At 65.3% G+C, this 19879-nt stretch carries 14 protein-coding genes; 6 read left to right on the plus strand and 8 right to left on the minus strand.

All coding sequences use genetic code 11. From position 1 onward, the window contains the following. Positions 1–18 precede the first annotated feature (18 nt). From IB229_RS14710 to IB229_RS14720, 3 genes are all read right to left on the minus strand, one after another. Positions 19–3498, minus strand: a complete 3480-nt coding sequence (locus tag IB229_RS14710) for a response regulator (RefSeq protein WP_192330233.1) — start codon at positions 3496–3498, stop codon at positions 19–21. Positions 3499–3695: 197 nt separating this feature from the next. Continuing rightward, entirely contained in the window at positions 3696–4844 is a 1149-nt protein-coding gene (locus IB229_RS14715) for an acyl-CoA dehydrogenase family protein (RefSeq protein WP_192330235.1), read from the minus strand. A 92-nt stretch (positions 4845–4936) separates the two neighbouring features. Then, positions 4937–5515: a DUF4157 domain-containing protein gene (locus IB229_RS14720; RefSeq protein ID WP_192330237.1), complete on the minus strand. Its 579-nt coding sequence runs from the start codon at positions 5513–5515 to the stop codon at positions 4937–4939. 129 nt (positions 5516–5644) lie between these two features. Between IB229_RS14720 and IB229_RS14725 the strand changes: the two genes are divergently transcribed. After that, positions 5645–6079 carry a hypothetical protein gene (locus IB229_RS14725; protein ID WP_192330239.1) on the plus strand — a complete coding sequence of 145 codons (435 nt, stop codon included), beginning with the start codon at positions 5645–5647 and terminating at the stop codon, positions 6077–6079. Between the two features lie 36 nt (positions 6080–6115). Here the strand turns inward: IB229_RS14725 and recR are convergent, their stop codons facing one another. From recR to dnaX, 3 genes are all read right to left on the minus strand, one after another. Continuing rightward, positions 6116–6715 carry a recombination mediator RecR gene (recR, locus tag IB229_RS14730; protein ID WP_192330241.1) on the minus strand — a complete coding sequence of 200 codons (600 nt, stop codon included), beginning with the start codon at positions 6713–6715 and terminating at the stop codon, positions 6116–6118. Between the two features lie 271 nt (positions 6716–6986). Continuing rightward, positions 6987–7313: a YbaB/EbfC family nucleoid-associated protein gene (locus IB229_RS14735; protein WP_179621669.1), complete on the minus strand. Its 327-nt coding sequence runs from the start codon at positions 7311–7313 to the stop codon at positions 6987–6989. 10 nt (positions 7314–7323) lie between these two features. Then, complete coding sequence (gene dnaX, locus IB229_RS14740; RefSeq protein ID WP_192330243.1) at positions 7324–9423, minus strand: DNA polymerase III subunit gamma/tau; 2100 nt, start codon at positions 9421–9423, stop codon at positions 7324–7326. A 232-nt stretch (positions 9424–9655) separates the two neighbouring features. Here dnaX and imuA point away from each other — a divergent pair, with 232 nt between their 5' ends. The 3 genes from imuA to IB229_RS14755 are packed head-to-tail and all read left to right on the plus strand — an operon-like array spanning position 9656 to position 14761. Further along, a complete protein-coding gene (gene imuA, locus IB229_RS14745; RefSeq protein ID WP_192330245.1) occupies positions 9656–10270 on the plus strand; it encodes a translesion DNA synthesis-associated protein ImuA in 615 nt (204 codons plus the stop codon). A gap of 7 nt (positions 10271–10277) precedes the next feature. Then, positions 10278–11690, plus strand: coding sequence for a Y-family DNA polymerase (locus tag IB229_RS14750; RefSeq protein ID WP_192330247.1), 1413 nt, complete (start codon positions 10278–10280; stop codon positions 11688–11690). Continuing rightward, entirely contained in the window at positions 11687–14761 is a 3075-nt protein-coding gene (locus IB229_RS14755) for an error-prone DNA polymerase (protein ID WP_192330249.1), read from the plus strand. Before IB229_RS14750 ends, IB229_RS14755 begins: the two co-directional genes overlap by 4 nt. A gap of 42 nt (positions 14762–14803) precedes the next feature. Here IB229_RS14755 and IB229_RS14760 read toward each other — a convergent pair whose 3' ends face one another. After that, the gene (locus IB229_RS14760) at positions 14804–15370 is read right to left on the minus strand and encodes a TetR/AcrR family transcriptional regulator (RefSeq protein WP_192330251.1); all 567 of its coding nucleotides are present in this window, start codon (positions 15368–15370) and stop codon (positions 14804–14806) included. A gap of 130 nt (positions 15371–15500) precedes the next feature. Between IB229_RS14760 and IB229_RS14765 the strand changes: the two genes are divergently transcribed. Both IB229_RS14765 and IB229_RS14770 read left to right on the plus strand, forming a co-directional pair. Next, the gene (locus tag IB229_RS14765) at positions 15501–16358 is read left to right on the plus strand and encodes an MBL fold metallo-hydrolase (RefSeq protein ID WP_192330253.1); all 858 of its coding nucleotides are present in this window, start codon (positions 15501–15503) and stop codon (positions 16356–16358) included. Positions 16359–16509: 151 nt separating this feature from the next. After that, on the plus strand, positions 16510–17811 hold the full coding sequence (locus tag IB229_RS14770) for an OprD family porin (RefSeq protein WP_192330256.1): 1302 nt from the start codon (positions 16510–16512) through the stop codon (positions 17809–17811). Between the two features lie 412 nt (positions 17812–18223). Here IB229_RS14770 and IB229_RS14775 read toward each other — a convergent pair whose 3' ends face one another. Then, positions 18224–19432 carry an ammonium transporter gene (locus tag IB229_RS14775; RefSeq protein ID WP_192331584.1) on the minus strand — a complete coding sequence of 403 codons (1209 nt, stop codon included), beginning with the start codon at positions 19430–19432 and terminating at the stop codon, positions 18224–18226. Positions 19433–19879 lie beyond the last annotated feature (447 nt).

Genomic DNA, 19879 nt, shown 5'->3' on the forward strand with positions numbered 1-19879 from the left:
CTACGTTCGCTGGAGTTCCTAAAAAAGCTCCTGACGCGGCAGCCACACCCGAATCAGCGAGAACAGCCGCTCCAGATCGAGCGGCTTGGCCAGGTAGTCGCTGGCACCGGCCGACAAACACTGTTCCTGATCGTCCTTCATCGCCTTGGCCGTCACCGCGATGATCGGCAACTTGCCCCAGCGCGGGTTCTGGCGAATCCGCCGCATGGCCTCGAAGCCATCCATCACCGGCATCATCACATCCATCAGCACCAGGTCGATTCCGGGGTTCTTCTCCAGCTTGTCCAGCGCCTCCTGGCCGTTGCTCGCGCTGACCACCTTGACGCCCTTCTCGTCCAACGCGCTGATCAGCGCATAGACGTTGCGCATGTCGTCGTCGACCACCAGCACCTGGCGGTTCTCGAACACCTTGTCACGGTTGCGCGCACTAAGCTGGCGCTGGGCGTCGCTGGCATGCGGCGCTTCGACCTTGTGCAGGAACAGGGTGACCTCGTCGAGCAGACGCTCCGGTGAGCGGGCACCCTTGATGATGATTGAGCGTGAATGCTTGCGCAGGTCCTCTTCCTCGCCACGGGTCAGCGGCCGCGAAACGTAGACGATCACCGGCGGGTAGCCGTCGATGCGCTCGCCGGCCATGCGCGTGAGCAGTTCGTTGCCGTGCATGTCCGGCAGTTTCAGATCGGTGATCATGCAGTCGAACGAGGTCTGCCGCAGCAGCTCCAGGGCCTGTTCGCCGTGGGAAACGCCGGTGACCTCGATGTCCTCGTCATCCACCAGTTGGCTGATGCTGTCGCGCTGCTGGGCATCGCCCTCCACCACCAGTACGCGCTTGACCTTCTGCGTCAGCTTGGCCTCCAGGCGCGAGAACACCTCGACCAGCGACTCGCGCGTCGCCGGCTTCTGCGCGTAGCCAATGGCGCCTAGGTGCAGCGCCAGCTCGGTGCGGTCGTCGGTGGAGATCACGTGCACCGGGATGTGTCGGGTGCTCGGCTCCTCCTTCAGCCGCTGCAGCAGCGACAGGCCCGGCTCGTCCGGCAGGCGCATGTCGAGCAGAATCGCATCGATGCGATGCTCCCTGAGCAGGCTCAGCGCCTCGGTGGAGCTGTGCGCGACCAGGCAGCGGTAGTTCAGCTCACGGGCCAGGTCATAGAGAATCTGCGCGAACTTGGCTTCATCCTCGACCACCAGCACGCAGCGCCCGGCGGCTTCGCGTTCGCGGTCATCGGCGAAGCTCGGCGGCAGCCGCGGCACATTCTCGGGTACAGCAGCTGGCTGCGGCGGTGGCGCAACGAACAGCTCGTGCCCGCCCGCCAGGGCTTCGTCGATAGCGTCGATATGTTGCGGGTAGTCGAGCGGCAGCCACAGGGTGAATACGCTGCCCTGCCCCGGCGTGCTGTTGACCGAGATATGCCCGCCCAGCACCTGCGCCAGGTTGCGCGAAATGGACAGGCCCAGGCCGGTGCCGCCGAACAGCCGGTTGGTGCTGCCATCGGCCTGGCGGAAGGCCTCGAAGATGATGCCCTGCTGCTCTTCGCTGATGCCGATGCCGGTATCGCTGACGGCGAAGGCAATGCCGTCCTCGGCCGCGCTCACCTGCAGCCCGACCTTGCCGGCGCGAGTGAACTTGAAGGCGTTGGACAGCAGGTTCTTGATGATCTGCTCGACCCGCTGGCTATCGCTGACGAACTGCGCCGGCGTCCCCGCAGCGATGCTCACCGCAAAGTCCAGTTGGCGCTCCACGGCCTGCGGGCGGAACAGGTTCTCGAGGTTTTCCGTGAGGCGCTGCAGCGAAGTTTCCTCGGGGCGCAGCTCCAGCCGCCCGGCCTCGACCTTGGACAGGTCGAGGATGTCGTTGATCAGGTTGAGCAGATCCTTGCCGGAGGAGTAGATCAGTTCGGCGTACTTTGTCTGCTGTTCGTCGAGGTTGCCCTTGCGGTTGTCGGCCAGCAGCCGCGAGAGGATCAGCGAACTGTTCAGCGGCGTGCGCAGCTCATGCGACATGTTGGCGAGGAACTCGGACTTGTAGCGGCTGGCGCGCTGCAGCTCGACCGCGCGGGTTTCCAGCTCGCCCCTCGCCTCGGCCAGGGCATGGTTGCGCTGGTCCAGCTCGTCGCGCTGGTGGGTCAGGAAACGGGTCTGGTTGCTCAGCTGTTCGTTGGTCTGCTCCAGCTCGGCTTGCTGCACCTCCAGGCTGGCCTGGGATTCGCGAATCATCTGCGCCTGGTGCTCGAGCTCTTCATTGGCGCTTTTCAGCTCCTCCTGCTGCACCTGCAATTCTTCGTTGAGCTGTTGGGTTTCGCTGAGCACCTCGTGCAGGCGCTGGCGGTAGCGGGCGACCTCAAGGGCCGTGCCCAGGTTGCTGCCAATCGCGCGAAGCAGCGTCTGCTCCTGCTCGCTCACCGGGCGCAGGAAGCCCAGTTCGATCACCCCGTTGACCACACCCTCGTTCTCCAGGGGCGCCAGGATCACCGCCAACGGATCATCGTGGCCCAGGCCCGAGTTGACCTGCAGGTAATTGGTCGTCAGCCCCTCCAACACGCGTACACGGCGCTCCACCGCAACCTGACCGACCAGGCCGACGCCATCCTTGAACGACTGCGGCTGCGCCTGCTGCTCCGGAGAAAAGCCATAATCGGCCACGCGCTGCAGGCTGCCGTCGTCCTGGCGCACGTAGAAGGCACCTACCACCATATCCAGGTAATGGCCGATGAAGGCCAGGGCCGTACGACCGATGGCGACCATGTTCGGCTGGCCGACGATGCGCTCGGCCAGTTGCGACTGCCCTTCGCGCAGCCAGGCCTGCTGTTTGAGTTGTTCGTTGTGCGCCTGCTGCTGCTCCAGCATGCGCCCGTAGAAGGTCGAGAGGCCGAGCAGCTCGCGCCGCCCGACGAACGCCAGCAACCCGCTGAAGGAGAAGTTGAACAGCAGGTACAGGGCAATGGTGATAATGGCGGTGGAGCCAGCCTTGTCGTTGCGGTCATGGCGCAGCTGCTGTTCGGTGGCAATGAAACTGTTGAATTGCTCGCGGATGCTCTCCATCACCCGCCCGCCGCTCTCACGCACCCGGGTGGTGATGTCCTGCCCGCTGCGGCGCATCTCGATCAGTTCAGCCGCCGATTCCGCCCACTGCGCCTGCAGGCTCTCGATGCGCCGTAATTTTTCCAGCTGCGGGGCGTTGTCGCGCACCAGGTCACGCAGGCCCTGCATCTGCGGGCCCAGGCGCGAGCGGGCATCCTGGTACGGCGCCAGGTAATGCTCCTCGCCGGCAATCAGGTAACCCCGCAACCCCGACTGCTGCTCGATGGACAGGCGAAAGCCCTCGTTGGCCTGGTTGATCACCGCATCGGTGTGCTCGACCCAGCTCAGCACGTACAGCAGGTAGGCGATCAGGGAGACGAACAGCCCGGCGCCCAGGACTCCCGTGCCGATTGGCAACGCCACGTTGCGGGTCAGAATGCGGCGAAAACTCTTCTCATCGACACTGACGGCACTGCTCATCTCGAATCCCCCGACCTGAACATTTTTGTGGCATGGCTGCAGGAATGGGCGCCCGGTCCTCGGGCGCCCGCGCACGGCCGGGAAAACCTGACCGCGCAGAAAGAATGTAGCCCGCTACGGGGCTACGCGCAGGGTTGGATGCTCTATCGTGCGGCAGGGTTCGACCGCGCGACGTGGCCGGGCCGGGAAATGCCGGGCTACAGGCCCATCTGCTTGCTGATGATCTCGTGCATGATCTCGCGCGAGCCACCGCCGATGGAAAGGATGCGGTTGTCGCGATACAAGCGCTCCACGAGGCTCTCACGCATGTAGCCCATGCCGCCGAGGATCTGCACCGCGTCATAGGTGACGCGGTCGGCCATGTCGGTGGCGAAGTTCTTGGCCATGGAGATTTCCTTCACCACACTCTTGCCGGCAGCCATCTTCGCGGCCTGGCGGTAGGTGAATTCGCGCGACACTTCCAGTTCCGTGGCCATCTCCGCCAGGCGGTGCTTGAGCACCTGGAACTTGCCGATCGGCTTGCCGAACGCCTGGCGCTCGCGGCCCCAGCGCAGTGCCTCTTCCAGCGCCAGCTCGGCGGTCATGTTGGCCATCAGCGCCAGCGACAGGCGCTCGCTCTGGAAGTTGGCCATGATCCCGGCAAAACCCATGTTCTCCATGCCGATCAGGTTGCCCACCGGCACCTTGCAGTCATCGAAGAACAGCTCGGCAGTGTCCGACGCCCACCAGCCCATCTTCTTCAGCTTGCGGCCGACGGTGAAACCGGGCGTGCCTTTCTCGATCAGCAACAGGCTGACGCCGCCGAAGCCTTCACCACCGGTGCGCACGGCCACCGTGTAGTAGTCGGCGCGTACGCCGCTGGTAATGAAGGTCTTGCTGCCGGTCACCCGGTAGAAGTCACCATCACGCACGGCGCGGGTTTTCAGGTTGGCCACGTCGGAACCGCCGGACGGCTCGGTGACGGCCAGGGCCATGATCTTCTCGCCGGCCAGCACCTGCGGCACCACGCGGTCACGAATCTCCGGGCGCGCCCACTTGAGCACCGGCGGCAGGCCGATATCCAGTGAACCGAGGCCGGCGACCAGGCCGCCGGAGCCGGAGCGCATCAGTTCTTCGCTCGCCGCCACCTTGGCGAACAGGTCGCCTTCGTGACTGCCACCGAAGCGCTCCGGATAGCCGATACCGAGAATCCCGGCGGCACCGGCCTTGAGGTACAGCTCACGGGGAAACTCCTCGGCTTCCTCCCAGTCCGCTACGTGCGGCAGGATCTCGCGCTCGACGAAACGGCGCACCGAATCACGAACCAGTTGGTGGGAGTCGTCGAAGTATTCCTGGAACGCGCTCATGGGCAGCTCTCGGTTATTGTTTCCGACAACCCTAACCGAGCGCTTGCTTGGTTTTCAAGCGGCATTCGAGCAAGCGCTCTACTGCGTGCTCTTCACTGGCCGCGACGCAGGGCCTGGGACACCTTGATCTGCACCTCATAGGCCGGCGCCTCGACGGCATCGAAATCGCGGGTGTAGCGCCGGGCGAATTCCTGCACGCCCCAGTGCTGGTATTGCTCGACGTGCTTGAGCTCGTGGGCCCACAACGCAACATCGCTCTGCGCCGCCTGCTGGGTGCGAAAGACGATGATGTCGACCAGGGTCACGGCACGGATGTCCGGGTTCTGCAGCATGGCCGTGGCAGCACCGCGCTGGTCGTTGCTGCCGACCTTGTAGCGCGCCGCGTCGAGCAACTGGGCCGGGTAGTAGGCCAGCAGGTGTTGGCGAATCGCCGGCGGCATCGGCAGCACGCCCTCGGCCTGAGCGGTATCACGTGAGCGCAGCAGCCAGTCAGCCAGGGCCGGCGCGGCGGTATGGCTCATGTCCTCCTGCACCTGGCGTGGGTCGGGAACGCACACGCACATGCCCATGCACACCGGAAACTGCCCCGCCGGGCAGGATGCAGCCTGCGCCGCGAGACTCAGGCCGAGCCACAGGAAAAGGCCATACAGCGTTCTGGTGTACAGGGTCATTGATTGGGAATACCGAGCTTGGGGGCGCCATCTTGGCACAGCCACTGACTTCTATGACCGCGCACTGGGGGGGGAAATCCGTCGTGCTGGCTATGCTGAAGATAAGCCGTCGTACACAAGGAGACTGCCATGCACCGAATCTGGATCGGACTGCTTGCCTGCCTGCTGAGCGCCTGCACCTCGACGCTGGTCGAGTACCCGGCGCAGACCATCGCCGAGCGCGACGCCTACAGGGTGATCGAGGATGTGGTGATGGCCCAGCCACAACCGCTGCGCCCTACCTCGCTGTACATCGATCGCAATTTCATGGGGTTCAACGAACCAGCCGCCGCCGGGGAGGCGGTGACGGTGGACACCAAGGCCGCTGGTGAGCGCATCTACTTCAACTCCATCGACGCCGTGCAGCTGTATAAGCTGCGCGGCCGCTACACCGTGCAGCTGTTCCGCGTCGATGGCCAGGCCCAGCGCGGCTTCTCCATGGACAGCCGCGAGCAGGCCGAACGCTTCGTCGATGCCATCGAGTACTACCGCAGCCAGGCACCGGAGTCCGGTGGCTTCAACTGAGCGCGCTCACCTTTTGCAGTCGACAGCGCTCGCCGTTCAGCCCTCGATTGGCCGGCGCCCGGCGAAGGCATGGGCCAGGGTGCCGCCGTCCACCAGCTCCAGCTCGCCACCCAACGGCACGCCGTGGGCGATGCGCGAGAGGATGATGCCCTTGCCGGCGAGCATCTGCGCGATGTAATGCGCCGTGGCCTCGCCTTCCACCGTCGGGTTGGTGGCCAGAATCATCTCGCGAAAGGCGCCGGCCGACACACGCGCCAGCAGCTCGGGAATACCGATGGCTTCCGGGCCCAGGCCATCGAGCGGCGACAGATGGCCCTTGAGCACGAAATAGCGCCCGCGGTAACCGGTCTGCTCCACGGCGAACACATCCAGCGGCCCCTCCACCACGCACAGCAACGCATCATCGCGACGCGGGTCGGCGCACTGCGGGCACAGCTCGTCCTCGCACAGCGTGCGGCAGCGCGTGCAATGCCCGACCCCTTCCATCGCCTGGGTCAGCGCACTGGCCAGGCGCAGGCCGCCGCTGCGATCACGCTCGAGCATCTGCAACGCCATGCGCTGCGCCGTCTTCTGCCCCACACCCGGCAGGATGCGCAGCGAATCGATGAGTTGGCGGATCAGCGGGCTGAAGCTCATGGAAGGTACCGACGTGGGTTCGAATAAAGGGGTCGTGCGGTCGCAGGGTGGGCGATGCTCTACTGCCACCTCGGCACGCTATGGTGGATGGGTGAAGCGACATCCACCCTACTGCTGCGACCTGCTCACATGCCGCGCACGGAGCGAGTGGTGATCAGACGCGGTGCAGAGCAAGGCGCGCTTCGGCCCGGGCAGCGGAGTTTACTGAGCGTAAATGAGCATGCCCGGGCCGAAGTGCAACGCCGCTATGTGCTGCGGCTGGGCACCACGTCTAGAAGGGCATTTTGAAGCCGGGGGGGAGCTGCATGCCTGCAGTCATGCCCGACATCTTGTCCTGGCTGTTCTGCTCGATCTTGCGCACCGCGTCGTTGACCGCCGCGGCGATCAGGTCTTCGAGCACTTCCTTGTCTTCCTGCATCAGGCTGTCGTCCAGGTTGATGCGCTTGACGTCGTGACGACCGGTCATCACCACGCTCACCAGGCCGGCGCCGGACTGGCCGGTGACCTCGGCGTTGGCCAGCTCTTCCTGCATCTTCTGCATTTTTTCCTGCATCTGCTGAGCCTGTTTCATCAGGCCTGCCATGCCACCTTTCATCATGGTGAACTCCTTAACTGTTCACGGGTTCGATGGAGTCGGCGCGGATCACCGCGGCGAACTGTTGAATCATCTGTTGCACCAGCGGGTCGTCGTGGATCGACTGCTCGGCCAGGCGCTGGCGCTCGGCACGCTTGCGCGCGGCGGCCTGGGCCGGGGTTTCCTGCTGCGGCAGGATCAGCTCGATGCGCAGGTTGATGGTGCGCGTCAGGTGCTGGTTCAGCGCGTCGTTCAGGCGGCGCTGCTGGGTCGGGTTGAACAGCGCGCTGTGGCCCGGATCCAGGTGCAACAGCCAGTCGTCGCCATTGGCTTCGATCAGCGTGCAGTTGGCGCCGATGCTGCCGGTCATGCCGGACAGGCCCAGGCGCGGGAACAGCTCCAGCCACTCCGCCGCCAGCCCGGTGGCCGGCATCGCGGCAGGCAGAGGCTCGGGCTCAGCCACCGGTTCCGCCGCCGAAACGTCGAAATCATAGTCGAGGCTGTCGCCATCCACTTCGGCGTAGTCGTAATCGCCGGGCGGCGGCTCGTCGTCATCGCCCTCCTCGGCTTCAGCGACCTGGGCCAGGACCGGCGCAGCTGCTACGGACTGCGGCGCCACGGCGACGGCAACCGGTTCGGCCTGAACAGGCGCCGCCACGACGGGTTCGACTGCCTGCACGGCCACCACTGGCACGTCGGCTGGCGGCTCGCTGATGGCGGGGGCTACCGGCTCGGGTACAGCCGGCGTATCCCAGGGTACATCGACCACCGGAGCGGGAGCCTCGGCCACAGCCGCCTCAGCGACGGCGACCTGCGCAGCTGGCGCAACAACGGCGGCACCCGCCGCGACCGGAGCCACGGGCGTCGCAACCAGCGCCGGTGCCAGCGCAGGCGCTACGGTCTGGGCAACCACCGGAGCGGCGGGCGGGGCAATGGCAACAACCGGTGCAGCAACGGCAGCCGCACCGGCCACTGGGGTTGTTGAGGAATCAGCCGTGGCCTTGCTGATTCCCAGGTCCTTTAACGGTGACCTCGGCGCCCCGTCGGCATCCGCCGGGCGGAACGCCAGCATGCGCAGCAGGACCATCTCGAAGCCGCCGCGCGGCTCTGGCGCCAGGGGCAGGTCACGGCGACCGATCAACCCCATCTGGTAGTAGAACTGCACATCTTCGGCAGGCAGCGCCTGGGCCAGGGCCAGCACGCGATCACGGTCGCCCTGGCCATTGTCCACCGCTTCCGGCAACGCCTGGGCAACAGCCACGCGGTGCAGCACATTGAGCATTTCGGAAAGCACGCCGTTCCAGTCCGGGCCCTGCTCGGCCAGGTGACGCACGGCTTCGAGCAGCGCGCGGGCATCACCTTCGAGCAGCGCGTGCAGCACGCCGTAGACTTGACCGTGATCGAGCGTGCCGAGCATCGAACGCACATCGGTCGCCAGCACCTTGCCTTCACCGAAGGCGATGGCCTGGTCGGTGAGGCTCATGGCGTCACGCATCGAACCATCGGCGGCGCGGCCGAGCAGCCACAGGGCGTCTTCCTCGAACGGGATGCTCTCGGCGGTCAGCACGTGGGTCAGGTGCTCGACCACGCGCTCCGGCGGCATGTTCTTCAGGGAGAACTGCAGGCAGCGCGAGAGGATAGTGACCGGCAGCTTCTGCGGATCGGTGGTAGCCAGCAAGAACTTGACGTGGGGCGGCGGCTCTTCGAGGGTCTTGAGCAGCGCGTTGAACGAGTGCGTGGAGAGCATGTGCACTTCGTCGATCAGGTAGACCTTGTAGCGACCGCGGCTGGGTGCGTACTGCACGTTTTCCAGCAGCTCACGGGTGTCTTCGACCTTGGTGCGGCTGGCGGCGTCGACTTCGATCAGGTCGACGAAGCGGCCCTCGTCGATCTCCCGGCACACCGAACAGGTGCCGCAGGGGGTCGAGCTGATGCCGGTTTCGCAGTTCAGGCACTTGGCGATGATCCGCGCGATGGTGGTCTTGCCCACGCCGCGAGTGCCGGTGAACAGGTACGCATGGTGCAGGCGCTGGCTGTCCAGGGCGTTGATCAGGGCCTTGAGCACATGAGTCTGGCCGACCATTTCGCGGAACGAGCGCGGACGCCATTTACGTGCAAGAACCTGATAACTCATCGAAAACCGTCGCAGCTGGAGGGCGGAAGGGGCTAATCCTAGCGGAGCACCGGGTAAATTGCATCCGCGCTGCGACCGCACGCCGAAACTCCACTGATCGGCCGCACTTGCACGCCAGTGGCTGCGCCAATTACTGTATTTATATACAGTAATTTCGAGCTTGAGCCATGCAGCACATTGTCATCTTCCCAACCCTGTCGCTGCGTTACGCCGACATCGTCGGACCCCGCTGATGGGTGCCGTAGTAGCCCTGGATGCCCTACTCGATGCGCGGCGCATCTGGAAAGGCCAGCACAGCGCGCCGCCACCCGGTAGCCAGCCGACCGGCCATGCCACGCTGGACGCTGCTCTGCCCAGCGGTGGCTGGCCAGACGCGGCATTGAGCGAGTTGCTGATCGCCGAGCCGGGCATCGGTGAACTGCAGCTGCTCTGGCCGACGCTCGCTCGTCTCAGCCAGACCCGCGAACGTGTAGTTCTGGTCGGCCCGCCTCACCTGCCCTACCCAGTCGCCTGGGAGGCGGCCGGTGTCGATTTGCGCCAGCTGCAGATCATTCAAGCCAGCGGCCGCGATGCACTGTGGGCAGCCGAACAATGCCTGCGCTCGGGCAGTTGCGGTGCGGTGCTGTGCTGGCCGCAACAGGCCGACGACCGCACCCTGCGCCGCTTGCAGGTCGCTGCGGAAACTGGCGCTACCCTGGCGTTCGCCTACCGGCCGTTACGCGAAGCAGTGAACCCTTCACCGGCGGCACTGCGCCTGGCGGTGGAAGCCAACCCGGCGCAACTGCGCGTGCTCAAGTGCCGTGGCGGGCTGGCGCCGGCGCGACCGATCCCGGCCGTCTGGCACTGAGGCGCGCATGCTCTGGGCCTGCATCCTGCTGCCACAACTGGCCATGGATGGCGTGCTGCGCCAGCGCGTCGACGCCGACGCACCGCTGGTGCTGCTCAGCGGTTCGGCGCAGCGCCGTGTACTGCAGGCGGTGAACCCGGCTGCCCGCGCTCTGGGCTTGAAGCCCGGCCAGGCATTGAGCGCGGCCCAGGCCCTGAGCCGCGACTTTGCCGCCGCCGAATACGACCTGGCGCAGATCGAGCGCTGGCGCCAGTTGCTGGCCGCCTGGGCCTATCGCTTCAGCTCGCAGGTCAGCCTCGATCATCCGCGTGCCTTGCTGCTGGAGGTGCAATCGAGCTTCAGTCTGTTCGGCCCCTGGCCGCGCTTCGAAGCACGCCTGCGCGAGGAGCTGGCCGCTCTGGGCTTTCGCCACCGCATCACTGCCGCGCCAAACCCGCTGGCCGCACGTGTGCTGGCCAACGCCCACGATGGCCTGCTGGTCGACAACGAGACCACGCTGCAGCCACTACTTGGACAACTGCCACTGGATCGCGCCGGCCTGCCCCGCGAGGTGGCGACCGCGTTCACCCGCATGGGCCTGCGTACGCTGCGCCAGGTCCTGGCCCTGCCACGCGATACCTTGGCCCGGCGCTTCCCCGCCGAGGTATTGCACCATCTCGACGTGCTGCACGGCACCCGGCCGCACGCACTGAATTTCTATCTGCCACCTGACCGCTTCGAGTCGCGCATCGAGCTGAACTTCGACGTCGAATCGCACCAGGCCCTGCTGTTTCCCGTGCGCCGCCTGACCGCCGACCTCGCCGCCTACCTGGCCGGGCGCGACAGCGGCGTACAGCGCTTCACCCTGCACCTGGAGCACCACGAGCGCGAAGACACCCAGCTCACGGTCGGCCTGCTCAGTGCCGAACGCGAACCGGCGATGCTCTTCGAGCTGACCCGCGGCCGTCTCGAGCACCTGCAACTGCCCGCACCCGTGCAGGCTCTGCGCCTGATCGCCCGCGACCTGCCGGCCTTCGTTCCGGAGCACCGCGAGCTGTTCAATGAACGGCCACAGCAATCCCTGCCCTGGGAGCAGTTGCGTGAACGTCTGCGCGCGCGTCTCGGTGACGAAGCCGTGCATGGTTTGCATGCCGTGGCCGACCACCGCCCCGAGTGCGCCTGGCGTGGAGCCAGTGCTAGCACGCCCCCGCCACCGATGAGCCACGCTCCGCGGCCGGGTTGGCTGCTAGGAGAGCCGATCCCGCTGCGCGGCGCACCACGCCTGCTCGCCGGCCCCGAGCGCATCGAGTCCGGCTGGTGGGACGGCGGCGACGTACGCCGCGACTACTACCTGATCGAAACCCGCAGCGGTCAGCGCGGCTGGGCCTATCGCGCAGTCGGCAGCGACGGGCCGTTGCTGCTGCACGGCTGGTTCGCATGAACGCCGGGTATGCCGAGCTGCACTGCCTGTCCAACTTCAGCTTCCAGCGCGGCGCCTCCAGCGCCCAGGAACTGTTCGAGCGTGCCAAACGCCTCGGCTATCGCTCGCTGGCGATCACCGACGAGTGCACCCTGGCCGGCATCGTTCGCGCCTGGCAGGCGGCCAAGGCCTGTGAACTGCCGCTGATCATCGGCAGTGAGATGCACATCGAGAACGGCCCCAAGCTGGTGCTGCTGGTGGCCGACCTCACCGGCTACCAGGCCCTCTGCCGCCTGATCACCCTCGCCCGCCGCCGCGCCGAGAAAGGCCGCTATCGCCTGCTGCACGAAGACTTCGATGCACCACTGAGCGGCCTGTTGGCGATCTGGCTGCCGAGCGACGAGAACCCGCAGCACGGCGATTGGCTGCGCCAACGCTTCGGTGCGGACCTGTGGCTGGGCGTGGCGCTGCACCGCGGCCCGGACGATGCAAGGCAGCTGCAGCGCCGGCTCGCTCTCGCGGCCCAGCTGGGCCTGCGTGCGGTGGCCTGCGGCGACGTGCACATGCACGCCCGCGGACGCCGCGCCCTGCAAGACTGCATGACCGCTATCCGCCACCACCTGCCAGTGGCGGAAGCCGGCCTGCACCTGTACGCCAATGGCGAGCGCCACCTGCGCCGGCACGAGGAGCTGGCCGAGCTCTACCCGAGCGAACTGCTCACCGAGACACTGCAGATCGCCGCGCGCTGTCATTTCGATCTCGGCCAACTGCGCTATCAATACCCACGGGAACTGGTGCCCGAGGACCATACGCCGACCACCTGGCTGCGCCATCTGGCCGAGAAAAACATCCCCTGGCGCTGGCCGAGAGGCATCCCCGAGCAGGCGCGGAAAAACCTGGAGAAAGAGCTGAGCGTGATCGAAGAGCTCGAGTACGAAAGCTACTTCCTCACGGTACACGACATCGTCCAGTTCGCCCGCCAGCAGCACATCCTCTGCCAGGGCCGTGGTTCGGCCGCCAACTCCACGCTGTGTTTCGTGCTCGGCATCACCGAGCTGGACCCGGCGAACTCCAACCTGCTGTTCGAACGCTTTCTCTCCAAAGAGCGCAACGAGCCGCCGGACATCGACGTGGACTTCGAGCACGAGCGCCGCGAGGAAGTCATTCAGTACGTGTTCCGCCGCTACGGCCGCGACCGCGCCGCGCTCACCGCCGTGGCCAGTACCTACCACGGCGCCGGTGCGGTGCGCGATATTGCCAAGGCACTCGGCCTGCCACCGGATCAGGTCAATGCCCTGGCGGCCTGCTGCGGCCGCTGGACCGACAAGCTGCCACCGGCCGAACGTCTGCGGGAAGCCGGCTTCGATCCCGACAGCCCGATCCTGCGCCGGGTCCTGGCCCTCACCGACCAGTTGATCGGCTTTCCCCGGCATCTGTCGCAGCACCCAGGCGGCTTCGTCATTTCCGAGCAACCGCTGCACCAACTGGTGCCGGTGGAGAATGCCGCGATGGCCGAGCGCAGCATCATCCAGTGGGACAAGGATGACCTCGACCTGATCGGCCTGCTCAAGGTCGATGTACTGGCACTGGGCATGCTCAGCGCGCTGCGGCGCTGCTTCAACCTGATCGAACGCTACCGCGGCAAGCGCTGGAGCATCGCCAGCATTCCTCCAGGCGACAAACCGACCTACGAAATGATCAGCCGCGCCGACACCGTGGGCGTGTTCCAGATCGAATCCCGCGCACAGATGGCCATGTTGCCGCGGCTCAGGCCGCAGAACTTCTACGACCTGGTGATCGAAGTGGCGATCGTGCGCCCGGGGCCGATCCAGGGCGACATGGTTCATCCCTACCTGCGGCGCCGCAACAAAGAGGAGGCAGTCACCTACCCGTCCGAGGAGCTGAAACCGGTGTTCGAGCGAACCCTGGGCGTGCCGCTGTTTCAGGAACAGGTCATGCAGCTGGCCATCGTCGCCGCTGAGTACACGCCCGGTGAAGCCGACGAACTGCGCCGCTCGATGGCGGCCTGGAAGCGTCACGGCGGGTTGGAACACCATCGCGACAAGCTGATGACGAAAATGACCGCACGCGGCTACACCGCGGAATTTGTCACACGCATCTTCGAACAGATCAAAGGCTTTGGCAGTTACGGCTTCCCCGAATCCCACGCCGCCAGCTTCGCCTTGCTCACCTATGCCAGCTGCTGGCTCAAATGCCACGAGCCGGCGGCCTTTGCCTGCGCCTTGATCAACAGCTGGCCGATGGGCTTCTACAGCCCCGACCAGGTGCTGCAGGACGCCCGCCGCCATCGCATTCAGATCCGTCCGGTGGACGTGCGTCACAGCGACTGGGACTGCAGCCTGGAGCCCTGCGACGGCGCGCAGCCGGCGATCCGTCTCGGTCTGCGCATGGTTCGCAGTCTGCGTGAGGAGGTAGGCCAGCGAATTGCCGATGCCCGTCAGCGCGGAGCGTATGTCGATATCGACGACCTCAGCCGCCGCGCCAATCTGGATGCCCGCGCCCGCGAACTGCTGGCCGATGCCGGCGCCCTGCGCGGGCTGGTCGGCCATCGGCACCGTGCGCGCTGGGCGGTGGCCGGGGTGGAAGCACCGCTGCCGCTGTTCGCCGAGCAACCGGCCCGCCACGAAACAGCGGTGGCCCTACCGTTGCCCAGTGCAGGCGAGGACATGCTTACCGACTACGCCACCCTCGGCACCACCCTCGGCCCACACCCACTGAAGCTGCTGCGCAGCCAGTTACACGCCAGACGCTGTCGCAGCTCGCGCGAGCTGCCGGGCATCGAACACGAGCGGCCCGTGCGCGTCGCCGGCCTGGTGATCGGCCGCCAGCGCCCGCAAACCGCCAGCGGGGTGACCTTCGTCACCCTGGAAGACGAGTTCGGCATGATCAACGTAGTGGTCTGGCACGACCTCGCCGAGCGCCAGCGCCGTGTGCTGCTGCAGTCGCAGCTGTTGCAGATCGATGGGCGCCTGGAGTCCCACCAAGGTGTACGTCACGTGATCGCCGGGCGCCTGATCGACCTGACCCCGCTGCTGACCGGACTCAATGTGCGCAGCCGCGACTTTCACTAGGCATGGCTATGAATATCAAGGCACACATCATGTCGGTCAGGACTACGCAGCAGCCGTCTGTGCACCGGCGAGCAATACCTCGGCGGCCGCGCGGGCGATCAGCGCCTGATCGCCCGGACCCTGCACGTGGGCCATGCTCATCGCGCCTTCCAGTAGAAACTGCAGCTGCAGGGCCAGCGCCCCGGGCTGCGCCACGCCCAGTGCGTCCACCAGCTCATGGAAATGCGCAGTGGATGCCGCCTTGAACAGCGCCGCCTGGCGGTGAATCGGGTGTGTGCGGTCCTGGAACTCAGCGGTGGCGTTGGCGAAGCTGCAACCGCGGAAACCGTCCTGATGGATCCACAGGTGCAAGCCATCGAAGGTGCGCAGCAGCGCCTCGCGCGGCGGCAGTTGCTGGCGGATCACTGCGAGTTGCTGCAGCGTGCCCTCCTGCAGCATGTCGAGCACGGCGAGGATCAGTTCGTCCTTGGACTTGAAGTGCTTGTACAGGGTCATCTTGGCCACGCCAGACTCGGCCAGGATGCGGTCGATGCCGGTGGCGTGATAGCCCTCGCGGGAAAACAGCGCCTGGGCGGTCAGGATCAGCTGCTCGCGTTTGTTCGAAGCCATTGGGGGTCCTCCACGGGCGGCCATTATGCGCAGCCGTTCGGGACGGCTCCACTGTGGTGGCGAATTGCCGCTTGAAATATACAGACCTGTCTGTCTAATATCCAGGCACTTTCTTCCCACGAGAACCATCATGCGTGCCGTCGTCGCCCTGCTCCTGATTCTGCTCAGCCTGCCCAGCTTCGCCGCCGGCATCCGCTTCGCGCTGGTGAAAACCGCAGAAACCGAAACCCGCGACGCGTTCACCGTCGAGGATGGCGCCTGGACCGAGAAGGTCGTCGCCAACCATGTCGCGGTGCTGATCGAGCACCACGCTGCCACCCTGCTGCTCGACACCTCGCTCGGGCGCCAGGTCGACAAGCAGTTTCAGAGCGAGATGCCCTGGTGGGACAAGCCGCTGCTGCAGTACGGCGCGGTGACCCCGGTGCGCGACCAGCTCGAGCGTGCCGGCATCCGCGTTGACCGCATCCTGCTTACCCACAGTCACTGGGATCACGCCTCGGGCCTGGTGGACTTTCCCGAGGTGCCGGTGTGGGCACCGTATGAAGAGATCGAGTTCAGCCAGATTTCCACGCCGCCGGCGGTGCTGCCCAGCCAGTTCCGCCATCCGATCAAATGGGTGCCGTTCAGCTATGAGTCGCAGCCGTTCATGGGCTTTGCCGCGAGCCACGACCTGTTCGGCGACGGCAGCCTGGTCATGGTGCCGCTCGATGGGCACACGCCAGGCTCGGTCGGCCTGTTCCTGACGCTGGAGGACGGCCGGCGTTTCTTCTTCACCGGCGATGCCAGCTGGCGCCTGGAAGGCTTTACCGGGCCGCGGGAAAAGTTCTGGATCAGCCGCAACATGGTCGACAACGACCGCGAACGCACCCGTGAGCAGTTGCAGACCGTGCACGACCTGTTGCTGCAACAGCCGAACCTGCGCGTGGTCCCCGCCCACGACGAAGCCGTGCATCGCCAGCTAGGCTACTTCCCGCAGTGGGTGCAATGACGGCCTCGTAACTCGACCAATGTCTAAAGGTGTTGGACGTTACGAAATGTTTTAGTCATGCCGCTGTAACAGACCGTTGCCCTCGCTTTCAACGGTCTGGCAACAGGGTGGCCCATCCGCCCTGCAACCCCAAGCCGAGGAAACAATAACAATGAGCAAGTCTCTTCTCGCCCGCAGCGTGGCTCTTGCCGCACTGGGCACCAGCCTCACCCTGCCAGGCATGGCGCACGCGGACTTCATCAAGGACAGCAAAGCCGGCATTGAACTGCGCAACTTCTATATGAACCGCGACTTCCGCCAGGACGGGGGCCCGAATCCACCGGCCATCCCGGGCAAGGGCGGTGAACTGCGCAGCAAGGCGGAAGACTGGGCACAAGGCTTCATCCTGCGCTACGAATCCGGCTTCACCGAAGGCACCATCGGCGTCGGCGTCGATGCCATCGGCACCCTGGGCATCAAGCTCGACTCCGGCCGCGGCAGCACCGGTACCGGTGTCCTGCAGCTGGACCGCGAAACCGGCCGCGCCCAGGACGACTACGGCGACTTCGGCGTGACCGCCAAGCTGAAGGCCTCCAACAGCGTTCTCAAGCTCGGCACCCTGATGCCGAAATTGCCGACAGTTGGCTCCAACGATTCGCGCCTGCTGCCGCAGAGCTTCCAGGGCGGCTGGCTGAATTCGGCCGAGATCGAAGGCCTGACCCTCGACGCCGGCCAGCTGAGCCGCGTCAACCAGCGCGACTCGTCCGACCACGAAGCCATGACCATGACCGGCGGTACCGGCCGTGGCATCACCGGCACCGCCGGCGTGACCAGCGACGAGTTCAACTTCGCCGGCGCCAGCTACAAGTGGAACAGCCAGCTGACCACCAGCTACAACTACGGCGAACTGGAAGACTTCTACAAACAGCACATCCTCAACGCCGTGCACGTGCTGCCGCTGGGCGAAGGCCAGAGCCTGAAGTCCGACCTGCGCTTCGCCCGCTCCACCGACGACGGCACCACCAACGTCGACAACAAGGCGCTGGGTGCGATGTTCACCTATACCCTGAGCGGCCACTCCTTCGGCCTCGGCTACCAGAAGATGAGCGGCGACACCGGCTACGCCTACATCGGCGGCACCGACCCGTTCCTGGTCAACTACGTGCAGATCGGCGACTTCGCCTTCAAGGACGAGAAATCCTGGCAGGCGCGCTATGACTTCAACTTCGCCAGCATCGGCATTCCCGGCCTGACCTTCATGACCCGCTACCTGAGCGGCGATAACGTCGACCTGGGCGCCGGCGTCGCCGATGGCAAAGAATGGGAACGCAACACCGACATCGCCTACGTGTTCCAGGACGGCCCGATGAAGAATCTGGGCATCAAATGGCGCAACGCGACCACCCGCTCCACCTTCGGCAATGACCTGGACGAAAACCGCCTGATCGTCAGCTACACCCTGCCGATCTGGTAATACCGGCCGCTCTTGCAGCCGCCATGAGGTTGCAGCGCCCAAGAAAAAGCCCGCCAATTGGCGGGCTTTTTTATTGGCGTTTTCCTGACGCAGACATGTGCGCTCAACCCATCGAAGGGTGCGCCATTGATCGCTTGATCGTTCCCACGCTCCGCGTGGGAACGCGGCTGCAGACGCTCTGCGTCTGTGGGACGCGGAGCGTCCCTGGATCAGATTCCCACGCAGGAGCGTGGGAACCATCGGACACCCTGCCGATCTGGTAATACCGGCCGCTCTTGCAGCCGCCATGAGGTTGCAGCGCCCAAGAAAAAGCCCGCCAATCGGCGGGCTTTTTCATTGGCGTTCCTGACGCTGACCTGTTCGCTCAGGCGCACCCTGCAACGACCATCGTGCCTTTTTTACTGTGCCGGGCTCAGTCCTGCGCCGTAGCGCCGATCTTGTGGATCGACAGGTCGGCACCGTAGTACTCCTGCTCCTGATCCAGGCGGATACCCACACTCAACTTGAGCACGCCATACACGGCAAAGCCGCCGACCAGCGCGACCATCACACCCAGGCCGGTACCGATCACTTGGCTGATCAGGCTGACGCCGCCGATACCGCCCAGGTATTGCTGGCCGAAAATGCCGCAGGCGATGCCGCCCCACACACCGCACAGGCCATGCAGCGGCCACACGCCCAGTACGTCGTCGATCTTCCAGCGCACCTGAGTCGCGGTGAACGCCCAGACGAACAGCGCACCGGCGATGCAGCCAGTGACCAGCGCGCCAATCGGGTGCATCAGGTCGGAACCGGCGCAGATCGCCACCAGCCCGGCCAGCGGACCGTTGTGCAGGAATCCGGGGTCGTTGCGCCCGACTACCAGCGCGGTGATGGTGCCGCCGACCATGGCCATCAGCGAGTTCACCGCCACCAGGCCGCTGATGCTGCCCAGGGTCTGTGCGCTCATCACGTTGAAGCCGAACCAGCCGATGATCAGGATCCACGAGCCCAGGGCGAGGAACGGAATGTTCGACGGCGCGAACGCCACCAGCCGGCCATCACGATAACGTCCGTCACGGCGGCCCAGCAGGATGACTGCGCCGAAGGCCAGCCAGCCACCGACCGCATGCACCACCACCGAACCGGCGAAGTCATGGAACGCCGCGCCGAAGCGCTCGGTCAACCAGGCCTGCAGGCCGAAGTTGCCGTTCCAGATCAGGCCTTCGAAGAACGGGTAAACGAACGCCACGATCAGCAGCGTCGCGCACAGCTGCGGGCCGAACCGTGCGCGCTCGGCGATGCCGCCGGAGATGATCGCCGGGATCGCCGCGGCGAAGGTCAGCAGGAAGAAGAACTTCACCAGCGCATAACCGCTGCCGGCGGTGAGCTGCGCGGCGGGTGCGAAGAAGTTGACCCCGTAGGCGACCCAGTAGCCGATGAAGAAGTACGCCAGCGCCGAGACGGCGAAGTCGGAAATGATCTTCGACAGGGCGTTGACCTGGTTCTTGTGGCGGACGGTACCCACCTCGAGAAAGGCGAAACCGGCGTGCATGGCCAGCACCATGATCGCGCCAAGCAGGATGAACAGCGTGTTGGAGCCGTGGATCAGGGTTTCCACGGCACTGTTGAGGTTTTCCATCAGGGCCTCGGCAGAAAAAGCACCAAAAGCGATCTCGACCTCGCTCAATCGCACCACCTCGGTGCCACACCAGGCTTTTCAGCCTGGCGCTCGTGCCCCAAGAAAAAGCAGCGATTCAACGAAAACGCTTCGCTCACGATTTTTATTGATTGTTTTCAACGCGCTAGAGCGGTTGAATCCAGACTGGTCGCGCCCCGCTTGCGCCCTCAAAGAGCGCGAACGGATCGCAACGCACCAGATTGCAGCAAAAGCTGTACCAGCCCGCGCCGTGCAAATACTTGGAACCATCGTCGGAGGCTCTGGCTCGAAACCTGAGAGTCGTCAATCCGTCCCCGGAAACATCAGGAGAGCGCCATGACTGTGCAAAAAAAACCGATCAGCGATTTTTCCAGCACCCCTACCGCCGCCGAACTGGGCGAAGAGGTCACCCGCGGCATCGACAAGGAA

The organism is Pseudomonas sp. PDM14 (assembly GCF_014851905.1).
Lineage (GTDB): Bacteria > Pseudomonadota > Gammaproteobacteria > Pseudomonadales > Pseudomonadaceae > Aquipseudomonas.